Raw genomic sequence first — 16,649 nt, forward strand, 5'->3', positions numbered from 1 at the left:
CCGGAGGTCACATGAAGTACCTGCACCTGATCTGGGCCGCGCTGTTCCGCAGCAGGACGCGCACGCTGCTGACGCTGCTGTCGGTGGTGGCCGCGTTCCTGCTGTTCGGCATGCTCGATGCCGTGCGCGTCGCCTTCAATTCCAGCGCCAACGTGGCCGGCTACGACCGGCTGGTGGTCGCCTCGCGGCTGTCGATCACGCAGATGCTGCCGGTGCGGCTGGAAAGCCAGATCGAGCGCGTGCCCGGGGTGGAGAAGGCGGTGCGCATGGCCTGGTTCGGCGGCATCTACCGCGACCAGCGCAACTTCTTCCCCAACATGTCCACCGGCCCCGGCTTCTTCGAGCTGTACCCGGAGTACGAAATCTCGCCGGCGCATCTGCGGGCGTTCGAGAGCACGCGCAACGGAGCGGTGGTCGGCGAGGCGCTGGCACGCCGCTACGGCTGGAAGGTCGGCGATACCATCCCGCTGCAGGCGACCATCTTCCCCACCCGCGGCAGCAACGACTGGCAGTTCAAGCTGGTCGGCCTGTACCGCGTCAAGGACACCAAGCGCCGCGGCGAGGAGAACGCGCTGTACTTCCGCTGGGACTACTTCAACGAGTCCAACGACTTCGTCAAGGACCGCGTCGGCTGGTGGATGGTCAAGCTCGCCGATCCGGACCAGGCCGACCGCGTGGCGCGCGCGATCGACAAGCTCAGCGAGAACTCGGACCACGAGACCAAGACCCAGACCGAGCAGGCGTTCAACCAGGCCTTCGTCAAGCAGTTCGCCGACATCGGCATGATCGTCACCTCGATCATGGCGGCGGTGTTCTTCACCCTGGTGCTGCTGACCGGCAACACGATGGCGCAGGCGGTGCGCGAGCGCATTCCGGAGCTGGCGGTACTGAAGACGATCGGCTTCTCCAACCGCAGCGTGCTGTGGCTGGTGCTTGCGGAATCGACCCTGCTGATCGTGATCGGCGGCGCCATCGGACTCGGTATCGCGTCGGTGCTGATCGCCGGCGTCGCGGCGTCCACCAACGGCATGATCCAGCTCGACACCGTGCCGCCGGAGACCTGGGCGATGGGCGTCGCGCTGATGCTGGGCATCGGCCTGATCGTCGGCCTGCTGCCCGCGCTGCGGGCGATGCGTCTGAACATCGTCGCCGCGCTGGCCGGGCGCTGAGCGCCGCGACCGCGCACGGAGGACAACCGAGATGAAGCGGATCATGAGATGGCTGGCCAACCTCGGCGTCGTGCTCGCGCTCGCCGCCGGGCTGGCGGTGTGGATCGCGCTGCCGTGGTTCGGCGTGCTGGCGGTGGCGGCGGTGCTGGCGGCGTGGCTGCTGCTCAGCCGCCGCGGCCAGCAGACGCTGGCGGTGGCGAGCGTGGGCGTGTCGAGCCTGCCGCAGCGCTGGGGCGCCTCCAGCGTGATCGTGGTCGGCATCGCCGGCGTGGTCGGCGTACTGGTGGCGATGCTGGCGATGGGCGAAGGCTTCAAGGCCACGCTCAACCGCACCGGCAACGAGACCACCGCGATCATCCTGCGCGGCGGTTCGCAGGCGGAGACCAATTCGGTGATCACCCGCGACCAGGTGCCGCTGATCGGCCAGCTCGACGGCATCGCGCGCAGCCGCGACGGCCGCCCGCTGGTGTCGCCGGAACTGTCGCAGGTGGTGAGCCTGGTCACCCGCGCCGACGGCACCGACGCCAACGCGCAGTTGCGCGGCGTCGGCGCGATGGCGTGGGAGCTGCGGCCGCAGGTGCGGATCGTCGAAGGCCGCCGGTTCGAGCCGGGCCGGCGCGAGCTGGTGGTCGGCCGCGGCGCGCGCGAGCAGTACGTCGGCCTCGAGGTGGGCCGCACGCTGGAACTGGCCAACCAGCCGTGGACGGTGGTGGGCGTGTTCGAGTCCGGCGACTCGCACGAATCCGAGCTGTGGGCGGATGCCGAGGTGCTCGGCCCGACCTACCAGCGCACCGCGTTCCAGTCGGTGACGGTGAAGCTCGACGGCAAGCGCGGGCTGGCGCGGCTGAAGGCGGCGATGGCGGCCGACCCGCGCCTGAAACTGGACGTGGAAACGACGCGGCACTACTACAACAAGCAGTCGGCCGGCCTGACCCGGCTGATCCAGATCCTCGGCACGGTGGTCGGCGCGATCATGGCGGTGGGCGCGGTGTTCGGCGCGCTCAACACGATGTACGCCGCGGTCGCCGCGCGTGCGCGCGAGATCGCGACCCTGCGCGCGATCGGTTTCCGCGGCCTGCCGGTGGTGGTGGCGGTGATGCTGGAGACGATGCTGCTGGCGCTGCTCGGCGGCCTGATCGGCGCGCTGCTGGCCTGGCTGGTCTTCAACGGCTACACCGCCTCCACCCTGAGCGGCAACTTCAGCCAGGTGGTGTTCCAGTTCCAGGTCGGCCCGGAACTGGTGTGGACGGGCCTGAAGTGGGCGCTCGGCATCGGCCTGGTCGGCGGCCTGTTCCCCGCCCTGCGCGCGGCGCGGCTGCCGGTCACCGAAGCCCTGCGCGCGGCCTGAGCCTGTACGCCGGGAGACAGCCCCTCCCCTGCGAGGGGAGGGTTGGGGAGGGGTGGCGGAGACGCCTGAGGAAGGCGCGCCAGAGGCGCACGGGCATCCGGCTCACGCCGGCGGCTCGCCCGCCTCGCCCTCCGCGCGCGACGCCGGCCGCGCGCGCGCCTTCGCCTTCGACCACCGCCTGCTGGATCTGCTGCAGCGCGACGCGCGGCAGACGCTCGCCGAACTCGGCGAGAAGGTGGGCCTGTCGGCGAGCGCGGTGCAGCGGCGCATCAAGCGCTACCGCGCACAGCGGCTGCTACGCGAGGTGGCCGTGCTGGACCCGGCTCACTTCCCGGCCACGCTGGCGGTGGTGGTGGTCGCACTGGAGCGCGAATCGGCGCGACTGCACGCGGCGCTGCGCGCGCGCATCCGCGCCGCGACGGAGGTGCAGCAGTGCTTCGTGCTCGCCGGCGACTGGGATTACCTCCTGGTGCTCGCCACCCGCGACGTCGCGCACTGCCGCGAGGTCGCCGACCGCCTGTTCGGCGACCAGGACTACATCAAGCGCTACGAGACGCGGATGGTGTTCGAGGTGGTCAAACAGGGGCTGCAGCTTCCGACCCGCGCCGCGCCGCGACGGCGGCGCTGACCGACTGCCACTCCGTCATCCCACGCCAACGGGGTCTCCGCGCAGGGCGGGACTTGTCCCGCCATCGCATCACCGCACACGACCGACGACCACGCGTAGGGCGGGACTTGTCCCGCCCTCGCATCGCCGCACACGACCGACGACCACGCGTAGGGCGGGACTTGTCCCGCCATCGCGTCGCCGCACACGACCGACGACCACACGTAGGGCGGGACTTGTCCCGCCATCGCGTCGACGCACACGACCGACGACCACGCGTAGGGCGGGACTTGTCCCGCCATCGCGTCACCGCACCACCGACGTGGAGGGGCGGTCGCGGCTGAGGCCGCTCCTACGGGCCGTGCGGGCGCGGCGCTATTGCGCCCAATGCCGGGCCTCGCCGCGCGGCAGCACCTGCGCGGACAACTGGCGGTCGGCGTGCAGCAGGCGGATGGCGTCGGCGAGGATCGCCGCGGACTCGCGCAGCAGCGGGTCGGGACGCTTCTCGGCCAGCTTCTCGCGCTCGGCGTCCTTGGCGATGTCGCGCTCGTTGGCGGCCAGCCCGTCGTCGTACAGCTCCTCCGCCAGCGGGTCGAGCGCAAGCCCCAGCGCCTTGCGCTCGGCCTGGCGCTGCTTGCGCTTGGCGTCGTCGCGGTCGCGCTCGGCGCGGCGCTCGGCCTCGTTGAGGGTCACCCACTTCTTCGCGCGCTCGGCGCGGAACTCGGCGACATCCTCCTTCCACCACTGGAATTCCTTGTCGTTCGCCACGCGGTTGGCGTGCATCGACTGCAGACGGGGCACCAGCGGCGCGAAGTTGCCGTAGCGCGTGTGCGGCACCGGCGAGATGCGCGTCCACGGCAGCGCGTTGTCGAACGTGCTCTCGCCGTACTCGCTGGCGTCCACCGAGACCGGGAAGGCGATGTCCGGCTCCACGCCCTTGTTCTGCGTCGAGCTGCCGCTGACGCGGAAGAACTGCGCGATGGTCAGCTTGACCTGGCCGAAGCGCGGATCCTCGTTCGCCGGCCAGCGGTCCAGATCGACCAGGTTCTGCACCGTGCCCTTGCCGAACGAGGTCTCGCCGATCACCAGGCCACGGCCGTAATCCTGGATCGCGCCGGCGAAGATCTCCGAGGCGGAGGCCGAACCGCGGTTGATCAGCACCGCGAGCGGCCCGTCCCAGGCCACGCCCGGGTCGTCGTCGCCGTTGACCACCACGCGTCCGCCCGACTCGCGCACCTGCACCACCGGGCCGCGGTCGATGAACAGGCCGGTCAGCTCGATCGCCTCGGCGAGCGAGCCGCCGCCGTTGTTGCGCAGATCGAGCACCACGCCGTCGACCTTCTCGGCGCGCAAGCGCGTCAGCAGCCGGGCGACGTCGCGCGTGGCCGAGGCGTAGTCGGCGCTGTTCTTCCGCCGGCCCTCGAAGTCCTGGTAGAAGCCCGGCAGCTTGATCACGCCGATGCGCAGCGGCGGCTCGCCGTCGGTGCCGGGGATGGTGTGGATCTCCGACTTCGCGGCCTGGTCCTCCAGCCGCACCCGGTCGCGCACGATCACCACGCGGGTGGGCTTGCTGTCCAGGCCCATCTCGGCCGGGATCACGTCCAGGCGCACCTTGGTGCCCTTGGCGCCGCGGATCTTGGCGACCACGTCGTCGATGCGCCAGCCGATCACGTCCTCCATCGGCCCGTTCTCGCCCTGGCCGACCGCCACCACGCGATCGCCCGGCTTCAGCTTGCCGGTCTTGCTGGCCGGCCCGCCCGGCACGATCTCGCGGATCGCCACCACGTCGTCCTGCCGCTGTAGCACCGCGCCGATGCCTTCCAGCGACAGCGACATCGACATGTTGAAGTTGTCGGCCGAACGCGGCGTCAGGTAGTCGGTGTGCGGGTCGATGGCGTTGGCGTAGCTGTTGAGGAAGGTCTGGAACACGTCCTCGCCCTTCAGCTCGGCGATGCTGCGACCCAGATTCGCGTAGCGCTTGTCGAGCGTCCTGGCGATCTCCTCCTCCTTCTTGCCGGCCAACTTCAGGCGCAGCCAGTCGTTGCGCACCGACTGCTTCCACAGCACGTCGAGCGCCGCGGCGTCGGCGGCCCACGGGGCGTCCTCGCGGTCGTACTCGAAGCGGTCGTCGCCGTCGAAGGTGAAGATGTCCTGCTTCAGCAGCGCGCGCGCGAACGCCACGCGCTCTTCCACGCGCTGCTTGAACAGACTGAAGATCGCGTAGGCGGGCTCGAGCTCGCCGCTCTTGATCGCATCGTCGAGCTGCGTGCGGTAGGCGTCGAGGCGGGCGATGTCGGCCGCGGTGAAGAACTGCTTGGACGGATCCAGCGCTTCCAGATAGCGCCTGTAGACGTCCTGCGACAACGCATCGTCCAGCACGCGCGGGCGATAGGCGTACTGGCTGTCGGACAGCAGACCATGGACCAGCCGGGCCGCGGTGGACTGGTCGGCGGTCGGCGCCGACGGCAGCGCCTGGGCGGACGGCGCGTCGGCGCGGACCGCGTCGTCGCGGGCCAGCAGGGCCAGCGGGGCGGCCAGCAGCAGCGCCAGCAGTGAGGTCTTCAGTTTCATCGGAACGGCCCGGTGGGGCATGGCGCCCCTCGACGAAGGAGTCGGCATCAGCATGGTGCGGCTTGAGACCGCCCCACAGTGCCGGAAGTTGCAGGCAGTGTCACCCACCCGGGCAGGATGGCCCGTTGCCGGTCGCGAAAGCGTTCAGAGACCTCGGCGCGGCGCCGACGGGCCGGGGGAATCAGGCGGCGAATCCGGCTTCCGCGGCCTGGCGGTCGGCGTGGTAGGAGGAACGCACCAGCGGGCCGGAGGCGACGTGGGTGAAGCCGATCGCGTGGCCGTAGTCGGCGAGCTGCCGGAACTCCTCCGGCGTCCAGTAGCGCAGCACCGGGTGGTGGTGCGGCGTGGGCTGCAGGTACTGGCCGATGGTGACCATGTCGACGTCGTGCGCGCGCAGGTCGCGCAGGGTCGCCTGCACCTGCTCCAGCGTCTCGCCCAGGCCGAGCATGATCCCGGACTTGGTCGGAATGGTCGGATGCTGCGCCTTGAACTTCTTCAGCAAGGTGAGCGACCACTGGTAGTCGGCGCCCGGACGCACGTTGGGGTACAGGTCCGGCACGGTCTCGATGTTGTGGTTGAACACGTCCGGCGGATCGGCCGCCAGGATCTCCAGCGCGCGTTCCATGCGGCCGCGACCGCGGAAGTCGGGCGTGAGGATCTCGATCTTCGTGCCCGGGCTGTGCGCGCGGATCGCGGCGATGCAGTCGACGAAATGCTGGGCGCCGCCGTCGCGCAGGTCGTCGCGGTCGACGCTGGTCACCACCACGTAGCGCAGGCCCATGTCGGCGACCGTGCGCGCCAGGTTCAGCGGCTCGGCCGGATCGGGCGGCTTCGGCCGGCCGTGGGCGACGTCGCAGAACGAGCAGCGGCGCGTGCAGACCTCGCCGAGGATCATGAACGTGGCGGTGCCGTGGCCGAAGCACTCATGGATGTTCGGGCAGCTCGCCTCCTCGCACACCGTCACCAGCCGGTTCTCGCGCAGCTTGGCCTTGAGCGTCTGCACCGCGTTGTTGGTCGGCAGCCGCACCCGGATCCACGACGGCTTGCGCAGCACCGGCGCATCGGCGAACTGCACCGGCGAGCGCGCGATCTTCTCTCCGCCGAGCTGCTTGGCGCCGGGCTGCAGCGTGCCGGCCGGCTCGCTGACGACGGTGAGCGGGATGGTCTTGCTGGCGGTGTCGGTCATGGGGTTCTTTGCCACGGATGTGCGCGGATGAGCGCGGATGGAAGCTTCCTCTCCTGCCTGATCCGTGCGTATCCGCGTCAATCCGTGGCCAAATCGAGCGTTGGGGAGGCCAGCGTGGGCGCCGCGGCCGGTCGCGGATCGAGGCCGAACTGGCGCGCGACGTGCGCCACCAGCACCGGCTTGACCGCATCGAGCCCGGACGGGCCGCCCAAGTCTAGCACCGAGGTCACCCGCAGCCCGGCGTAGCCGCAGGGGTTGATGCGCCGGAACGGTTCGAGGTCCATGGCGACGTTGAACGCCAGGCCGTGGAAGGTGCAGCCGCGCCGCACGCGGATGCCCAGCGCCATCACCTTGGCGCCGGCGACGTACACGCCCGGGGCGCCCTCGCGGCGCTCACCGTGGATGTTCCACTCGGCCAGGGTGTCGATCGTGGCCTGCTCGAGCCGCTCGACGTACTCGCGCACGCCGATGCCGAGCCGGCGCAGGTCGAGCAGCGGGTACAGGACGATCTGGCCGGGGCCGTGGTAGGTCACCTGACCGCCGCGGTCGACGTGCAGCACCGGGATATCGCCGGGCATCAGCACGTGCTCGGGCCTGCCGGCCTGGCCGAGGGTGAACACCGGATCGTGCTCGACCAGCCACAGCTCGTCGGCGGTGTCGGCATCGCGCGCGTCGGTGAACGCCTGCATCGCACGCCAGACCGGCTCGTAGGCGCGGCGGCCGAGATCGCGCAGCAGCGCCGGCCGCATCACAGCGTCCACTTCACTTCGGGGTGGTCGCGCAGCACCTGGTGCGCCTGCTCGTACTGGGCACGGCTCTCGGCGCGGAAGCTCAGGCGCACCGAGACGTAGCGGCCGTTGCTGGAATGGCGGGTGTTGACGCTGCCGGCCACCACGTCGATGCCGGCCGCCCGCAGCCGCTGCGGCAGCTCGCGCTCGAGGCCGGCATCGGCCGCGCCCATCGCGGACAGCTCGAACGTGCCGGGGAACTGGAAGCCGTGCTCGGGGTTGTCGGAGCGGATCATGCCGGGATTATCGGGGCGCGCCGCGGCCAACCCAAGCCGGACCGTGCGCGACAGCGTTCCGCCCACGAAAAAGGGCGCGGTCGCCCGCGCCCTTTTCCGTCGCGCCCGCTGCCGGCCTACTTCGACATCTGCAGCAGGGTGGAGGACACCCAGCCCTTGTTGCCGAACTCGTCCTCGACCTCCCACATCACGCCCTGCTTGTTGCCGGTCGGGTACAGCATCATGCCGACGTCCAGCGAGCGCACCACCTTGCCGCTGCCGTTGGCGTTGGCGAACAGGCGCGCCGGCTTGGCCACGCTGACCGCCTGGGTGGCGTTGGCCGCGCTGGCGTTCTCCGGCAGGCCGCCGAGCTGGGTGACGACGTCGGTGTAGGCCTGCAGGTAGGCCAGCGTGATCACCTGGCCGATCTCGGTGTTGGCGTAGCCGCCGGCGCCGGCCGCGCCGAGGCCGCCGCCCGCGAACAGGCCGCCGCCCGCGCCCCAGCCGATGTCGGTCTTCTTGGCGTGGCCCTCGGCCATCGCCACCTGCTCGGAGGAGCGCACGTCGGTCACCGTCAGCAGCACGTCGGCGGTCTTGCTGCGGAAGTTCAGGCCGCCGATGAGGGCGCCCGCCTTGCCGCCGACCAGCCCGCCGAGCAGGCCGCCGATGGCGTTGCCGCCGGAGTCGGCGTTGGCCGAGATCAGATCCGGCACCATCACGTAGTCGGCCGCCTTGATCTGGCCCTTGCCGATGTTGGAGCGGCCGCGGAGCTGGCCGTCGCCGGCCAGCGCGCGCTCGCGCATCGCCGCATCCAGGCCGGCGCCGCGGTCGAGCAGGGTGAAGCAGCGCGAGCGCTGCACGAAGTACTTGATGAGCTTGCTCGGCGCCGGAAGCTGCTGGCCGGTCCACCAGTCGGTGGCGTCCTCGGGCTCGATCACCGAGATCGTGCCCAGCGGCTTGGCGCAGGTCGGAATCTGCGCGGTCTTTTCGGCGCGCATCTGCTGCGCGCTCTTGCGCTGGGCGTGGGCGGGAGCGGCGGCCAGCGCGACGACGAGGGCGGTGGCCAGAAGGGAGACAGTCCTGCTTGTCATGCAAAGTGGTCCTTGGTGGAAGTCGTGCGGCGCGGGGCCGCGTCCAAGCGGACCGCCCCGATGCGGGGCGGCGCGCGCAGGATAGCGGTTGTGAAGGCGGTGTGGACGACCGCCCGGCGCCTCGCCGTGCCGCAGCGATGGCAGGTCCGCACCGGGCGTGGGCGCCCCCGCTTGGTCATCCCGGCGCAAGCCGGATCCATTCGGCACCCGGCCCGTGGGCCACGGCCCGGTCATCCTGAGGCCTGAGCCCGTCGAAGGGTCGAAGGAGGCGGGGGCGACGGAGGAGGCTCCCTGCTCCCAGGCCCCCCGCCGCTTACACCGACTCCCACCACATCAGCAGGTCGTGCCACAGGCGCTTGAAGAAGCCGGCCTCCTCGATCGCGCCGGTGGCCACCAGCGGGCGCTGCGCGATCACCTTGCCGCCGAGCATCACCTTCACCGTGCCGATCGCCTGGCCCTTGCGGATCGGCGCGACCAGCGTCTTCGGCACGTCCATCATCGGCTTCAGGTCCTTGTAGCGGCCGCGCGGCACGGTGACCAGCAGCGGCTGGGCGACGGTGAGCTGCACCTCGTCCTCGGCGCCCTTCCACACCGCGTGGCGGGCGATGGTCTTGCCGGCGTCGTACAGGCGGTGGGTCTCGAAGAAGCGGAAGCCCCAGTTGAGCAGCGCCTGGCTGTCGTTGGTGCGCTGGTCGTCGGAGCTGGAGCCCATCACCACCGAGATCAGGCGCTGGTCGCCGCGCTGCGCCGAGGCCATCAGGCAGTAGCCGGCCTTCGAATGGTGGCCGGTCTTGATGCCGTCCACCGACGGATCGCGCCACAGCAGGCGGTTGCGGTTGTTCTGGGTGATCGGGCCGACCGTGAACTCCTTGATCCGGTTGTAGGCGTAGGCCTTCGGGAAGTCGCGGATCATGGCGCGGCCGAGCAACGCCAGATCGCGCGCGGTCGAGTAATGCCCCTCCTCCGAGAGGCCGGTGGCGTTGCGGAACTGCGTGTTCTTCAGGCCCAGCCGCCGGGCGTACTGGTTCATCAGCGCGGCGAACGCCTCCTCGCTGCCGGCGACGTGTTCGGCCAGCGCGATGGCGGCGTCGTTGCCGGACTGCACCACCATCGCCTTCTCCATCTGCTCCAGCGGCGCGGGCTTGTTGACCTCGAACCCGGAGTAACTGCCGTCGGTGCCGGCGCCGCCCTTGCGCCAGGCGTTCTCGCTCATCATCACCGGATCGGTCGGCTTGAGCCGGCCGGCGGCCATTTCCGCGGCGATCACGTAGCTGGTCATCACCTTGGTGATGCTGGCCGGCTCGACCCGCTGGTCGATGTTGTGGCCGGCCAGGATGTTGCCGCTGGCGTAATCCATCAGCACCCAGGCGGTGCCTTCCACCTTCGGCGCCGGCGGCACCGGCAGCGCGCCGGAGGCGACCGCCGCCGGCGGGGCCGCGGGCGGCACGCCCTGCTGGGCGAAGGCCAGGCCGAGAGTGGACGCCGCCAGCGCGGCGGCGGTGAGGACGGCGAAGGGGAAGCGCGGTTTCATCGTTGAGACTGCTCCGGGTCCGGCCGCGGCCGGGTGGAAAGGGAAGGACCGTTGGCAGCCCGTCCGTGGACCGTGCCGGCCGGCCGCGCTCCGGGGGGAGGCGCCGCCGCCCGGCGAGGGTTCATTCGCGCACGCGCTGGGGCGGGCCGAAGCCCAGCCCGGCGATGCGCTGGACGAAGTGCGGGGCGGCGTCGGCGGCCAGGGGCCCGACGCGCAACCGCCAGACCTTCTGCCCGTTGACATGGCCGTCGAGCACGCGCCCCTCGATCCCGGCGCCCCGCAGCACGGCGAGCGCACGGTCGGCGTTGGCGCGGGCGGCGAAGCTGGCCACCTGCAGGGTGACCGCGGAATCGGCGGCTGGTTCCGCATCCTCGGTGCGCGCCGTGCCAGCGGCCGGCGCCGTCGGCCGGGCCGGACGGCCGGTCGCCACCCGGACCTGCCGCGCCTTGAGCCAGGCGTCGAACTCGTCGGCGCTCATCGGTCGTCCGTCCTGGCGCATGTCGAAGCGGTAGTCGCCGCCGGCGGACGGCGAGCGCGGCGCGGGCGGCCGCTCGGCCGCCTGCGCGCTGGCGATCGGCATCGCCCCGACCAGCCGGTCGAGCGGGCTGGCGGCCGGCGCCGGGGCGGCGGCGGGCGCCTTCGCGGCGACGTTGCCGGCCTCGCGCGGCGTCAGCGCGCGCACCTCGACCCGGCCGGTGCCCGCGGGGTGGATGCCCAGCTTCACCGCGGCGGCGAAGCTCAGGTCGATCAGGCGGCCGTCGTGGAACGGGCCGCGATCGTTGATGCGCACCACGACCGACCGGCCGTTGTCGAGATTGGTGACGCGCGCGTAGCTCGGCAGCGGCAGGGTGCGGTGCGCGGCGGTGAAGGCGTACATGTCGTACACCTCCAGATTCGAGGTGCGGCGGCCGTGGAACTTCGCGCCGTAGTAGGACGCCACGCCGGTTTCGACGTAGCCGCTGGGGTCGTCGAGCACCACGTACCGCTTGCCGAGCACCTGATACGGCGAGCGGTTGCCGTAGCGCGAGCGCGGCTCGTCGACCACGTCCGGCTCGGGAATCGCATCGACGTCGGGAATCGCGTCCGGCACCGTGTCCTTGATGTGCGGGGCGTACAGGCCGCCGGCGGTGTAGTCGCCGCGCTTGGCCGGATCCTCCTGCGCGGGCGCGTACGGCGAGGCCTTGCGCGCGGGTGCGGGGGCGGGCGGCTCCGCCGGCGGCGGCGCGGCCTTCTTCGGCGCGCCGGCGCAGGCCGCCAGCAGCAACGTGCACAGCGCGGCGCCCATCGCCCTCATGCGGCGTCGGCGTCCTGGGCGGCCACCGGCAGCGCCGGCGCGGCGATCGCCTGCGAGAGCTGGTACACCGCCATCGCGTAGTGGGCGGAGATGTTGTAGCGGGTGATCGCGTAGAAGTTCTGGAAACCGATCCAGTACTCGGGACCGGCATCGCCCTCCAGCCGGATCAGCGTGGCCAGCGTGTCGGCAGGCAGCTCGCGCAGCGGGCGGTAGCCGCGCAGCGCCAGCTCGGACAGCGGATAGACCGGCTCCAGGCCCGGTTCGGGGAGTTCGACCGCGCGGGCATCGACGACCGCCGGCATCGCCACCGGCCCGCCGCGCACCCAGCCGCCCTTCTGCACGAAATAGTTGGCGACCGAGGCGAACACGTCGTCGAGGCTGTTGAACAGATCGCGCCGGCCGTCGCCGTCGCCATCGACGGCGAACTGGCGGTAGCTGGAGGGCATGAACTGGCCCCAGCCCATCGCGCCGGCGTAGGAGCCGGTCAGCGTGGCGATGTCGAAGCCGGTTTCCTTCGCCAGCGCGAACAGCTCGCCGAGTTCCTTGCGGAAGAACGCCTCGCGGCGCGCCTCGCGTTCGGCCCTGGCCGGATCGCCGCTGCGCGGATAGGCGAAGCCGAGCGTGTACAGCGCATCCAGCACGCGGTACTTGCCGGTGTTGGCGCCGTAGCTGGTCTCGATGCCGAGGATGGCGACGATGATCTCCGGCGGCACCCCGGTGCGCGCTTCCACGCGCGCGAGCGCCTCGCGATGCTGGGCGAGGAAGGCGCGTCCGGCGTCGATGCGCGCGGGCGTGACCAGCAGCGGATGGTACTCGCGCCACGGTTTGGCCTCGGCCGGACGCGACATCGCCGCGATGATGCCCTCGCGCATCTGCGCACCGTCGAGCGCCGACTGCACCCACGCCGGATCGAGCCCGTACGTCGCGGCCGTCTCCTGCACGAACTCGGCGCGCGCCACGTGCAGCGGCTTGGGTTCGACCGGCGGTGGAAGGTGCGCGTCGCGCGCGCTCGGCGCACGCGCCGGCGCCGGCGGCGTCATCGCCTGCGGCGGGGCGTCGGGGACCGGAGTGGCGCAGGCGGCCAGCGCGAGGGCGAGTGCGCCGATGCAGGCGCGGCGTGCGGTGCGTCGAATCATCGGGCGCGAGGGTAGCACGCACCTTCGCGCGTCAAAACCGCCGCGCGGCACGCCTCGCGGGCGTGCGCCGCGCGCGAGTCAGCTTCGTGAGAACGCGACGCTCAGCGCCCGTGCATCGGCCGGTGCGCGCGCACCGCCATCACCACGCCCAGGCCCGCCAGCAGCGACACCGCGGAGGTGCCGCCGTAACTCAGCAGCGGCATCGGCACGCCCACCACCGGCAGCAGGCCGGAGATCATGCCGCCGTTGACGATCACGTACACGCAGAACGCGAGTCCCAGCGCGCCCGCCAGCAGGCGCGAGTAGCCGTCGCGGGCGTCGGCCGCGATCCACAGGCAGCGACCGATCACGAACAGGTACAGCGCCAGCACCGTCACCACGCCGACCCAGCCGAACTCCTCGGCGAGCACGGCGAAGATGAAGTCGGTGGTGTGCTCGGGGATGTAGTTCAGGTGCGACTGCGTGCCCTGCAGATACCCCTTGCCGGTCAGGCCGCCGCCGCCGATCGCGATCTTCGACTGGATGATGTTCCAGCCGGTGCCGAGCGGGTCGGATTCCGGATCGAGGAACGTGCGGATGCGGTCCTTCTGGTACGGCCGCAGCAGCCAGAACCACGCCACCGGCGCCGCCGCCACCACGCCCGCGAACGCCGCCGCGAACCACCACCACGACAGCCCGGCCAGATACAGCGCGAACGCGCCGCTGGACGCGACCAGCATCGCGGTGCCGAAATCCGGCTGCAGCAGGATCAGCACGGTCGGCACGCCGATGATCGCCGCCGCGGTGAGCACGGTCGGCCATCGCGGCGGCAGCCATTCGCGGTTGAGGTACCAGGCCACCATCATCGGCAGCGTCAGCTTCAGCAGTTCCGACGGCTGGAAATAGAACACGCCGAGGTTGATCCAGTGCGCGCCGTGCTTGCCCTGCCCGATCGCCAGCACCAGCAGCAGCGGAATCAGCGACAGCCCGAACGCCCACGGCGTCCAGTAGCGCAACTGCGCCGGCGGCAGGCGCGAGAGCAGCCACATCGCGCCCAGCCCGACGCCGAAGCGCGCGCCCTGCGCGATCACCAGATGCGTCGACCTGTCGCCGGCGCTGTACAGCACCGCCAGCCCGATCGCCATCAGCGCCAGCAGCGCGCCGAGCAACGGCAGATCCAGCGTCCGCGCGAAGCGGGCGATGCGGTCGCCGAGCCAGTAGACGATGACGTTCATCGGGAATCGGGGATCGGGACTCGGGAATCGTTGGCGCGGGTGCCGGTGCCGTCAGGCCTGGCCGGTCGGGATGGCGGCTGGCCGGCCGGGGCGGATCCGCCGCCGGCGACCACTGCCGGTTCCCCATTCCCGGTTCCCGGCGCTTGCTCCGGCATCTTCCCCAGCAACCACGCGTCGAAGATCTTGCGCGCGATCGGCGCCGCGGTACTGGCGCCGTAGCCGCCGCCTTCGACCACCACCGCCACCGCGATGGTCGGCTGGTCGGCCGGCGCGAAGCCGACGAACAGTGCGCGGTGGCGCAGGTGCATCGGCAGGCTGCGCGGGTCCAGGCTGGCGCTGCCGCGGCGGCTGATGACCTGCGCGGTGCCGGTCTTGCCGGCCATCGTGTACGGCGCGCCGATCGCCGCCGACCACGCGGTGCCGCCGGGCTGCATCGTCATCATCATGCCTTCGCGCACCACGCCGATGTGGTCGGCGCGGTCGCTGATGCGCCGGCCCGGCGGCTGCGGCATCGGCGTCCACGGCGCGGCGAAGCCGCGGCGCACCTCGCGCACCAGGTGCGGCCGTTTCAGCTCGCCGCCGTTGGCGAGCGCGGCAGTGGCCTGCACGAGCTGCAACGGCGTGACCTTCCAGAAGCCCTGCCCGATCGAACTGATCACGGTGTCGCCCGGATACCAGCGCTCCTTGCGGTTGGCCTGCTTCCACTCGGGCGAGGGCAGGATGCCGCCGATCTCGCCGGTGAGATCGATCCCGGTCGGCGCGCCGAAACCGTAACGGCGCAGGTAGTCGTCGAACCGCTCGATGCCCATGTCGAGCGCGAGCTTGTAGTAGTAGGTGTTGACCGACTGGTAGATCGACTTGCGCAGGTCGGTCCAGCCGTGGCCGTGGACGTGCGAGTCACGGTAGCCGCGGCGCTGGCCGGGAATGCGGAACTCGCCGGTCGACAGCACCTTGTCGTCCGGCGTGCGCAGCCCGCTGTCGAGCCCGGCGAGCGCGATCAGCGGCTTCAGCGTGGAGCCCGGCGCCACGCCGCCGAGCACGTTGCGGTTGAACAGCGGCCGCGCCGGGTCGGTGATCAGCGGCCGGTAGTCCTTGCTGGCGATGCCGTTGACGAACAGGTTGGGGTCGTAGGCCGGCAGGCTGACCATGCCGAGCACCTCGCCGGTGCGCGGATCGACCGCCACCGCCGAGCCCTGCAGCTCGCCGAACGCGAGCACCATCGCGCGTTGCAGGTCCAGGTCGATGCTCAGGCGCAGATCGGTGCCCGGCACGGCCGGCACGCGTCCGACCTCGCCCATCGCGCGGCCCTGCACGTTGGTCTCGACCTTGACGTAGCCGAGCCTGCCGCGCAGCGCGTCCTCGTAGTGCCGCTCCAGTCCGGTCTTGCCGATGTGGGTGAAGGCGCTGTTGCCTTCGCCGAGCGTCTTCAGATCCTTCTCGTCGACCCGGCCGACATAGCCGATCACGTGCGCGAACAGTTCGCCGTGCGGATAGCGCCGCGTCAGGTACGAGACCAGCTCCACGCCCGGAAAGCGCCAGCGGTCGACCGCGAAGCGCGCGGCCTCGTCCTCGCTCAGGCGCAGCTTGAGCGTCACCGGCCGGAAGCCCGGCGTGGCGCGGCGCGCCTGGTGGAAGCGTTCCAGCTCCTCGGGCGTGAGCGCGATCACCCGTTGCAGTTGCGGCAGCCAGCGCGCCGGATCGCCGGCCTCGTCCATCACCACGTCGAGCCGGAACGCCGGCACGTTGTCGGCCAGCACGCGGCCCTTGCGGTCGAAGATCAGCCCGCGTCCGGGCACCACCGGCACCAGCTTGACGCGGTTGGCCTCGGAGCGGGTGGCGTAGTCGGCGTGCTGCAGCACCTGCAGGCGGAAGTACCAGAACGCCAGGCCCACCAGCGCCAGCACCACGCCGGCGAACGCCAGCGCGGCACGGCGGCGGAACTGCTCCGCCTCCGCCAGCGCGTTCTTCAGCACCCGGCGCGGGCGCCTCATCTCAACGCCTCCGCCAATGCCCCAGACGCAACGCGTCCAGCGCCAGGTACACCAGCGGCCACAGCAGCATGCCCACCAGCGGCGAGACCCAGTGGCTCCACGGCAGCCGCGGCTCGCCCACCGCCAGATGCACGGCGGCGCCGACGATGCGGTCGTTCAGCAGCAGCGCGCCGATCGCCAGCGCCTGCTGCCACAGCGGGAAGAACCGCAGCCGCGCGCGGAAGCGCTGCAGGATGAAGGCGAGCACCACCAGCCGCAGCGCCTGCTCGCCCAGCAGCGTGCCGAACGCCAGATCGCCGATCAGGCCGACCGCGAACGCCGCGCCGAGCCCGACCCGCTCGGGGTCCTCGATCACCCAGTAGCCCAGCACCAGCGCCAGCCAGTACGGCCGCAGCGGCTGCAGGGCCTCCGGCAGCGGCAGCAGGCCGAGCAGCAGCGCGGCCAGCAGGCTCAGCGGCAGGATCCAGTGCGAACGGGCGCGGGTCACGGGGCGGGCGGGGGGGCGGAG

14 protein-coding genes are annotated in these 16,649 nt (G+C 71.5%); 3 read left to right on the forward strand and 11 right to left on the reverse strand.

Features of this window, described 5'->3' with window-relative positions:
- The first annotated feature begins 11 nt into the window (after nt 1-11).
- The 3 genes from FQY64_RS12285 to FQY64_RS12295 are packed head-to-tail and all read left to right on the forward strand — an operon-like array spanning nt 12 to nt 3,145.
- Entirely contained in the window at nt 12-1,169 is a 1,158-nt protein-coding gene (locus tag FQY64_RS12285; RefSeq protein WP_146474647.1) for an ABC transporter permease, read from the forward strand.
- 31 nt (nt 1,170-1,200) lie between these two features.
- Nucleotides 1,201-2,517, forward strand: coding sequence for an ABC transporter permease (locus tag FQY64_RS12290; protein ID WP_146474649.1), 1,317 nt, complete (start codon nt 1,201-1,203; stop codon nt 2,515-2,517).
- Between the two features lie 52 nt (nt 2,518-2,569).
- Nucleotides 2,570-3,145 (forward strand): Lrp/AsnC family transcriptional regulator, encoded by a 576-nt coding sequence (locus FQY64_RS12295; protein WP_222431790.1) that lies wholly within the window; start codon nt 2,570-2,572, stop codon nt 3,143-3,145.
- 354 nt (nt 3,146-3,499) lie between these two features.
- Here the strand turns inward: FQY64_RS12295 and FQY64_RS12300 are convergent, their stop codons facing one another.
- The 11 genes from FQY64_RS12300 to mreD form a co-directional block, all read right to left on the reverse strand.
- A complete protein-coding gene (locus tag FQY64_RS12300; protein WP_146474651.1) occupies nt 3,500-5,695 on the reverse strand; it encodes a carboxy terminal-processing peptidase in 2,196 nt (731 codons plus the stop codon).
- Between the two features lie 181 nt (nt 5,696-5,876).
- Nucleotides 5,877-6,881, reverse strand: coding sequence for a lipoyl synthase (gene lipA, locus FQY64_RS12305; RefSeq protein ID WP_146474653.1), 1,005 nt, complete (start codon nt 6,879-6,881; stop codon nt 5,877-5,879).
- A gap of 77 nt (nt 6,882-6,958) precedes the next feature.
- Entirely contained in the window at nt 6,959-7,630 is a 672-nt protein-coding gene (gene lipB / locus FQY64_RS12310) for a lipoyl(octanoyl) transferase LipB (RefSeq protein WP_146474655.1), read from the reverse strand.
- Nucleotides 7,630-7,905 (reverse strand): DUF493 family protein, encoded by a 276-nt coding sequence (locus FQY64_RS12315; RefSeq protein ID WP_146474657.1) that lies wholly within the window; start codon nt 7,903-7,905, stop codon nt 7,630-7,632. The genes lipB and FQY64_RS12315 overlap by 1 nt, the downstream gene beginning before the upstream one ends.
- A 116-nt stretch (nt 7,906-8,021) precedes the next feature.
- Nucleotides 8,022-8,975: a CsgG/HfaB family protein gene (locus tag FQY64_RS12320; RefSeq protein WP_146474659.1), complete on the reverse strand. Its 954-nt coding sequence runs from the start codon at nt 8,973-8,975 to the stop codon at nt 8,022-8,024.
- A 313-nt stretch (nt 8,976-9,288) separates the two neighbouring features.
- Nucleotides 9,289-10,506: a D-alanyl-D-alanine carboxypeptidase family protein gene (locus tag FQY64_RS12325; RefSeq protein ID WP_146474661.1), complete on the reverse strand. Its 1,218-nt coding sequence runs from the start codon at nt 10,504-10,506 to the stop codon at nt 9,289-9,291.
- 121 nt (nt 10,507-10,627) lie between these two features.
- The gene (locus tag FQY64_RS12330; protein ID WP_146474663.1) at nt 10,628-11,800 is read right to left on the reverse strand and encodes a septal ring lytic transglycosylase RlpA family protein; all 1,173 of its coding nucleotides are present in this window, start codon (nt 11,798-11,800) and stop codon (nt 10,628-10,630) included.
- Entirely contained in the window at nt 11,797-12,936 is a 1,140-nt protein-coding gene (mltB, locus tag FQY64_RS12335; RefSeq protein ID WP_146474666.1) for a lytic murein transglycosylase B, read from the reverse strand. Before mltB ends, FQY64_RS12330 begins: the two co-directional genes overlap by 4 nt.
- Before the next feature lie 101 nt (nt 12,937-13,037).
- Entirely contained in the window at nt 13,038-14,150 is a 1,113-nt protein-coding gene (rodA, locus tag FQY64_RS12340) for a rod shape-determining protein RodA (RefSeq protein ID WP_146474668.1), read from the reverse strand.
- The gene (gene mrdA / locus FQY64_RS12345) at nt 14,147-16,141 is read right to left on the reverse strand and encodes a penicillin-binding protein 2 (protein ID WP_146474670.1); all 1,995 of its coding nucleotides are present in this window, start codon (nt 16,139-16,141) and stop codon (nt 14,147-14,149) included. The genes rodA and mrdA overlap by 4 nt, the downstream gene beginning before the upstream one ends.
- A 1-nt stretch (nt 16,142) precedes the next feature.
- Complete coding sequence (gene mreD, locus FQY64_RS12350) at nt 16,143-16,628, reverse strand: rod shape-determining protein MreD (RefSeq protein ID WP_146474672.1); 486 nt, start codon at nt 16,626-16,628, stop codon at nt 16,143-16,145.
- Between the last annotated feature and the right edge of the window lie 21 nt (nt 16,629-16,649).

It is taken from the genome of Vulcaniibacterium thermophilum, assembly GCF_007923255.1.
Taxonomy (GTDB): domain Bacteria; phylum Pseudomonadota; class Gammaproteobacteria; order Xanthomonadales; family Xanthomonadaceae; genus Lysobacter_F; species Lysobacter_F thermophilum.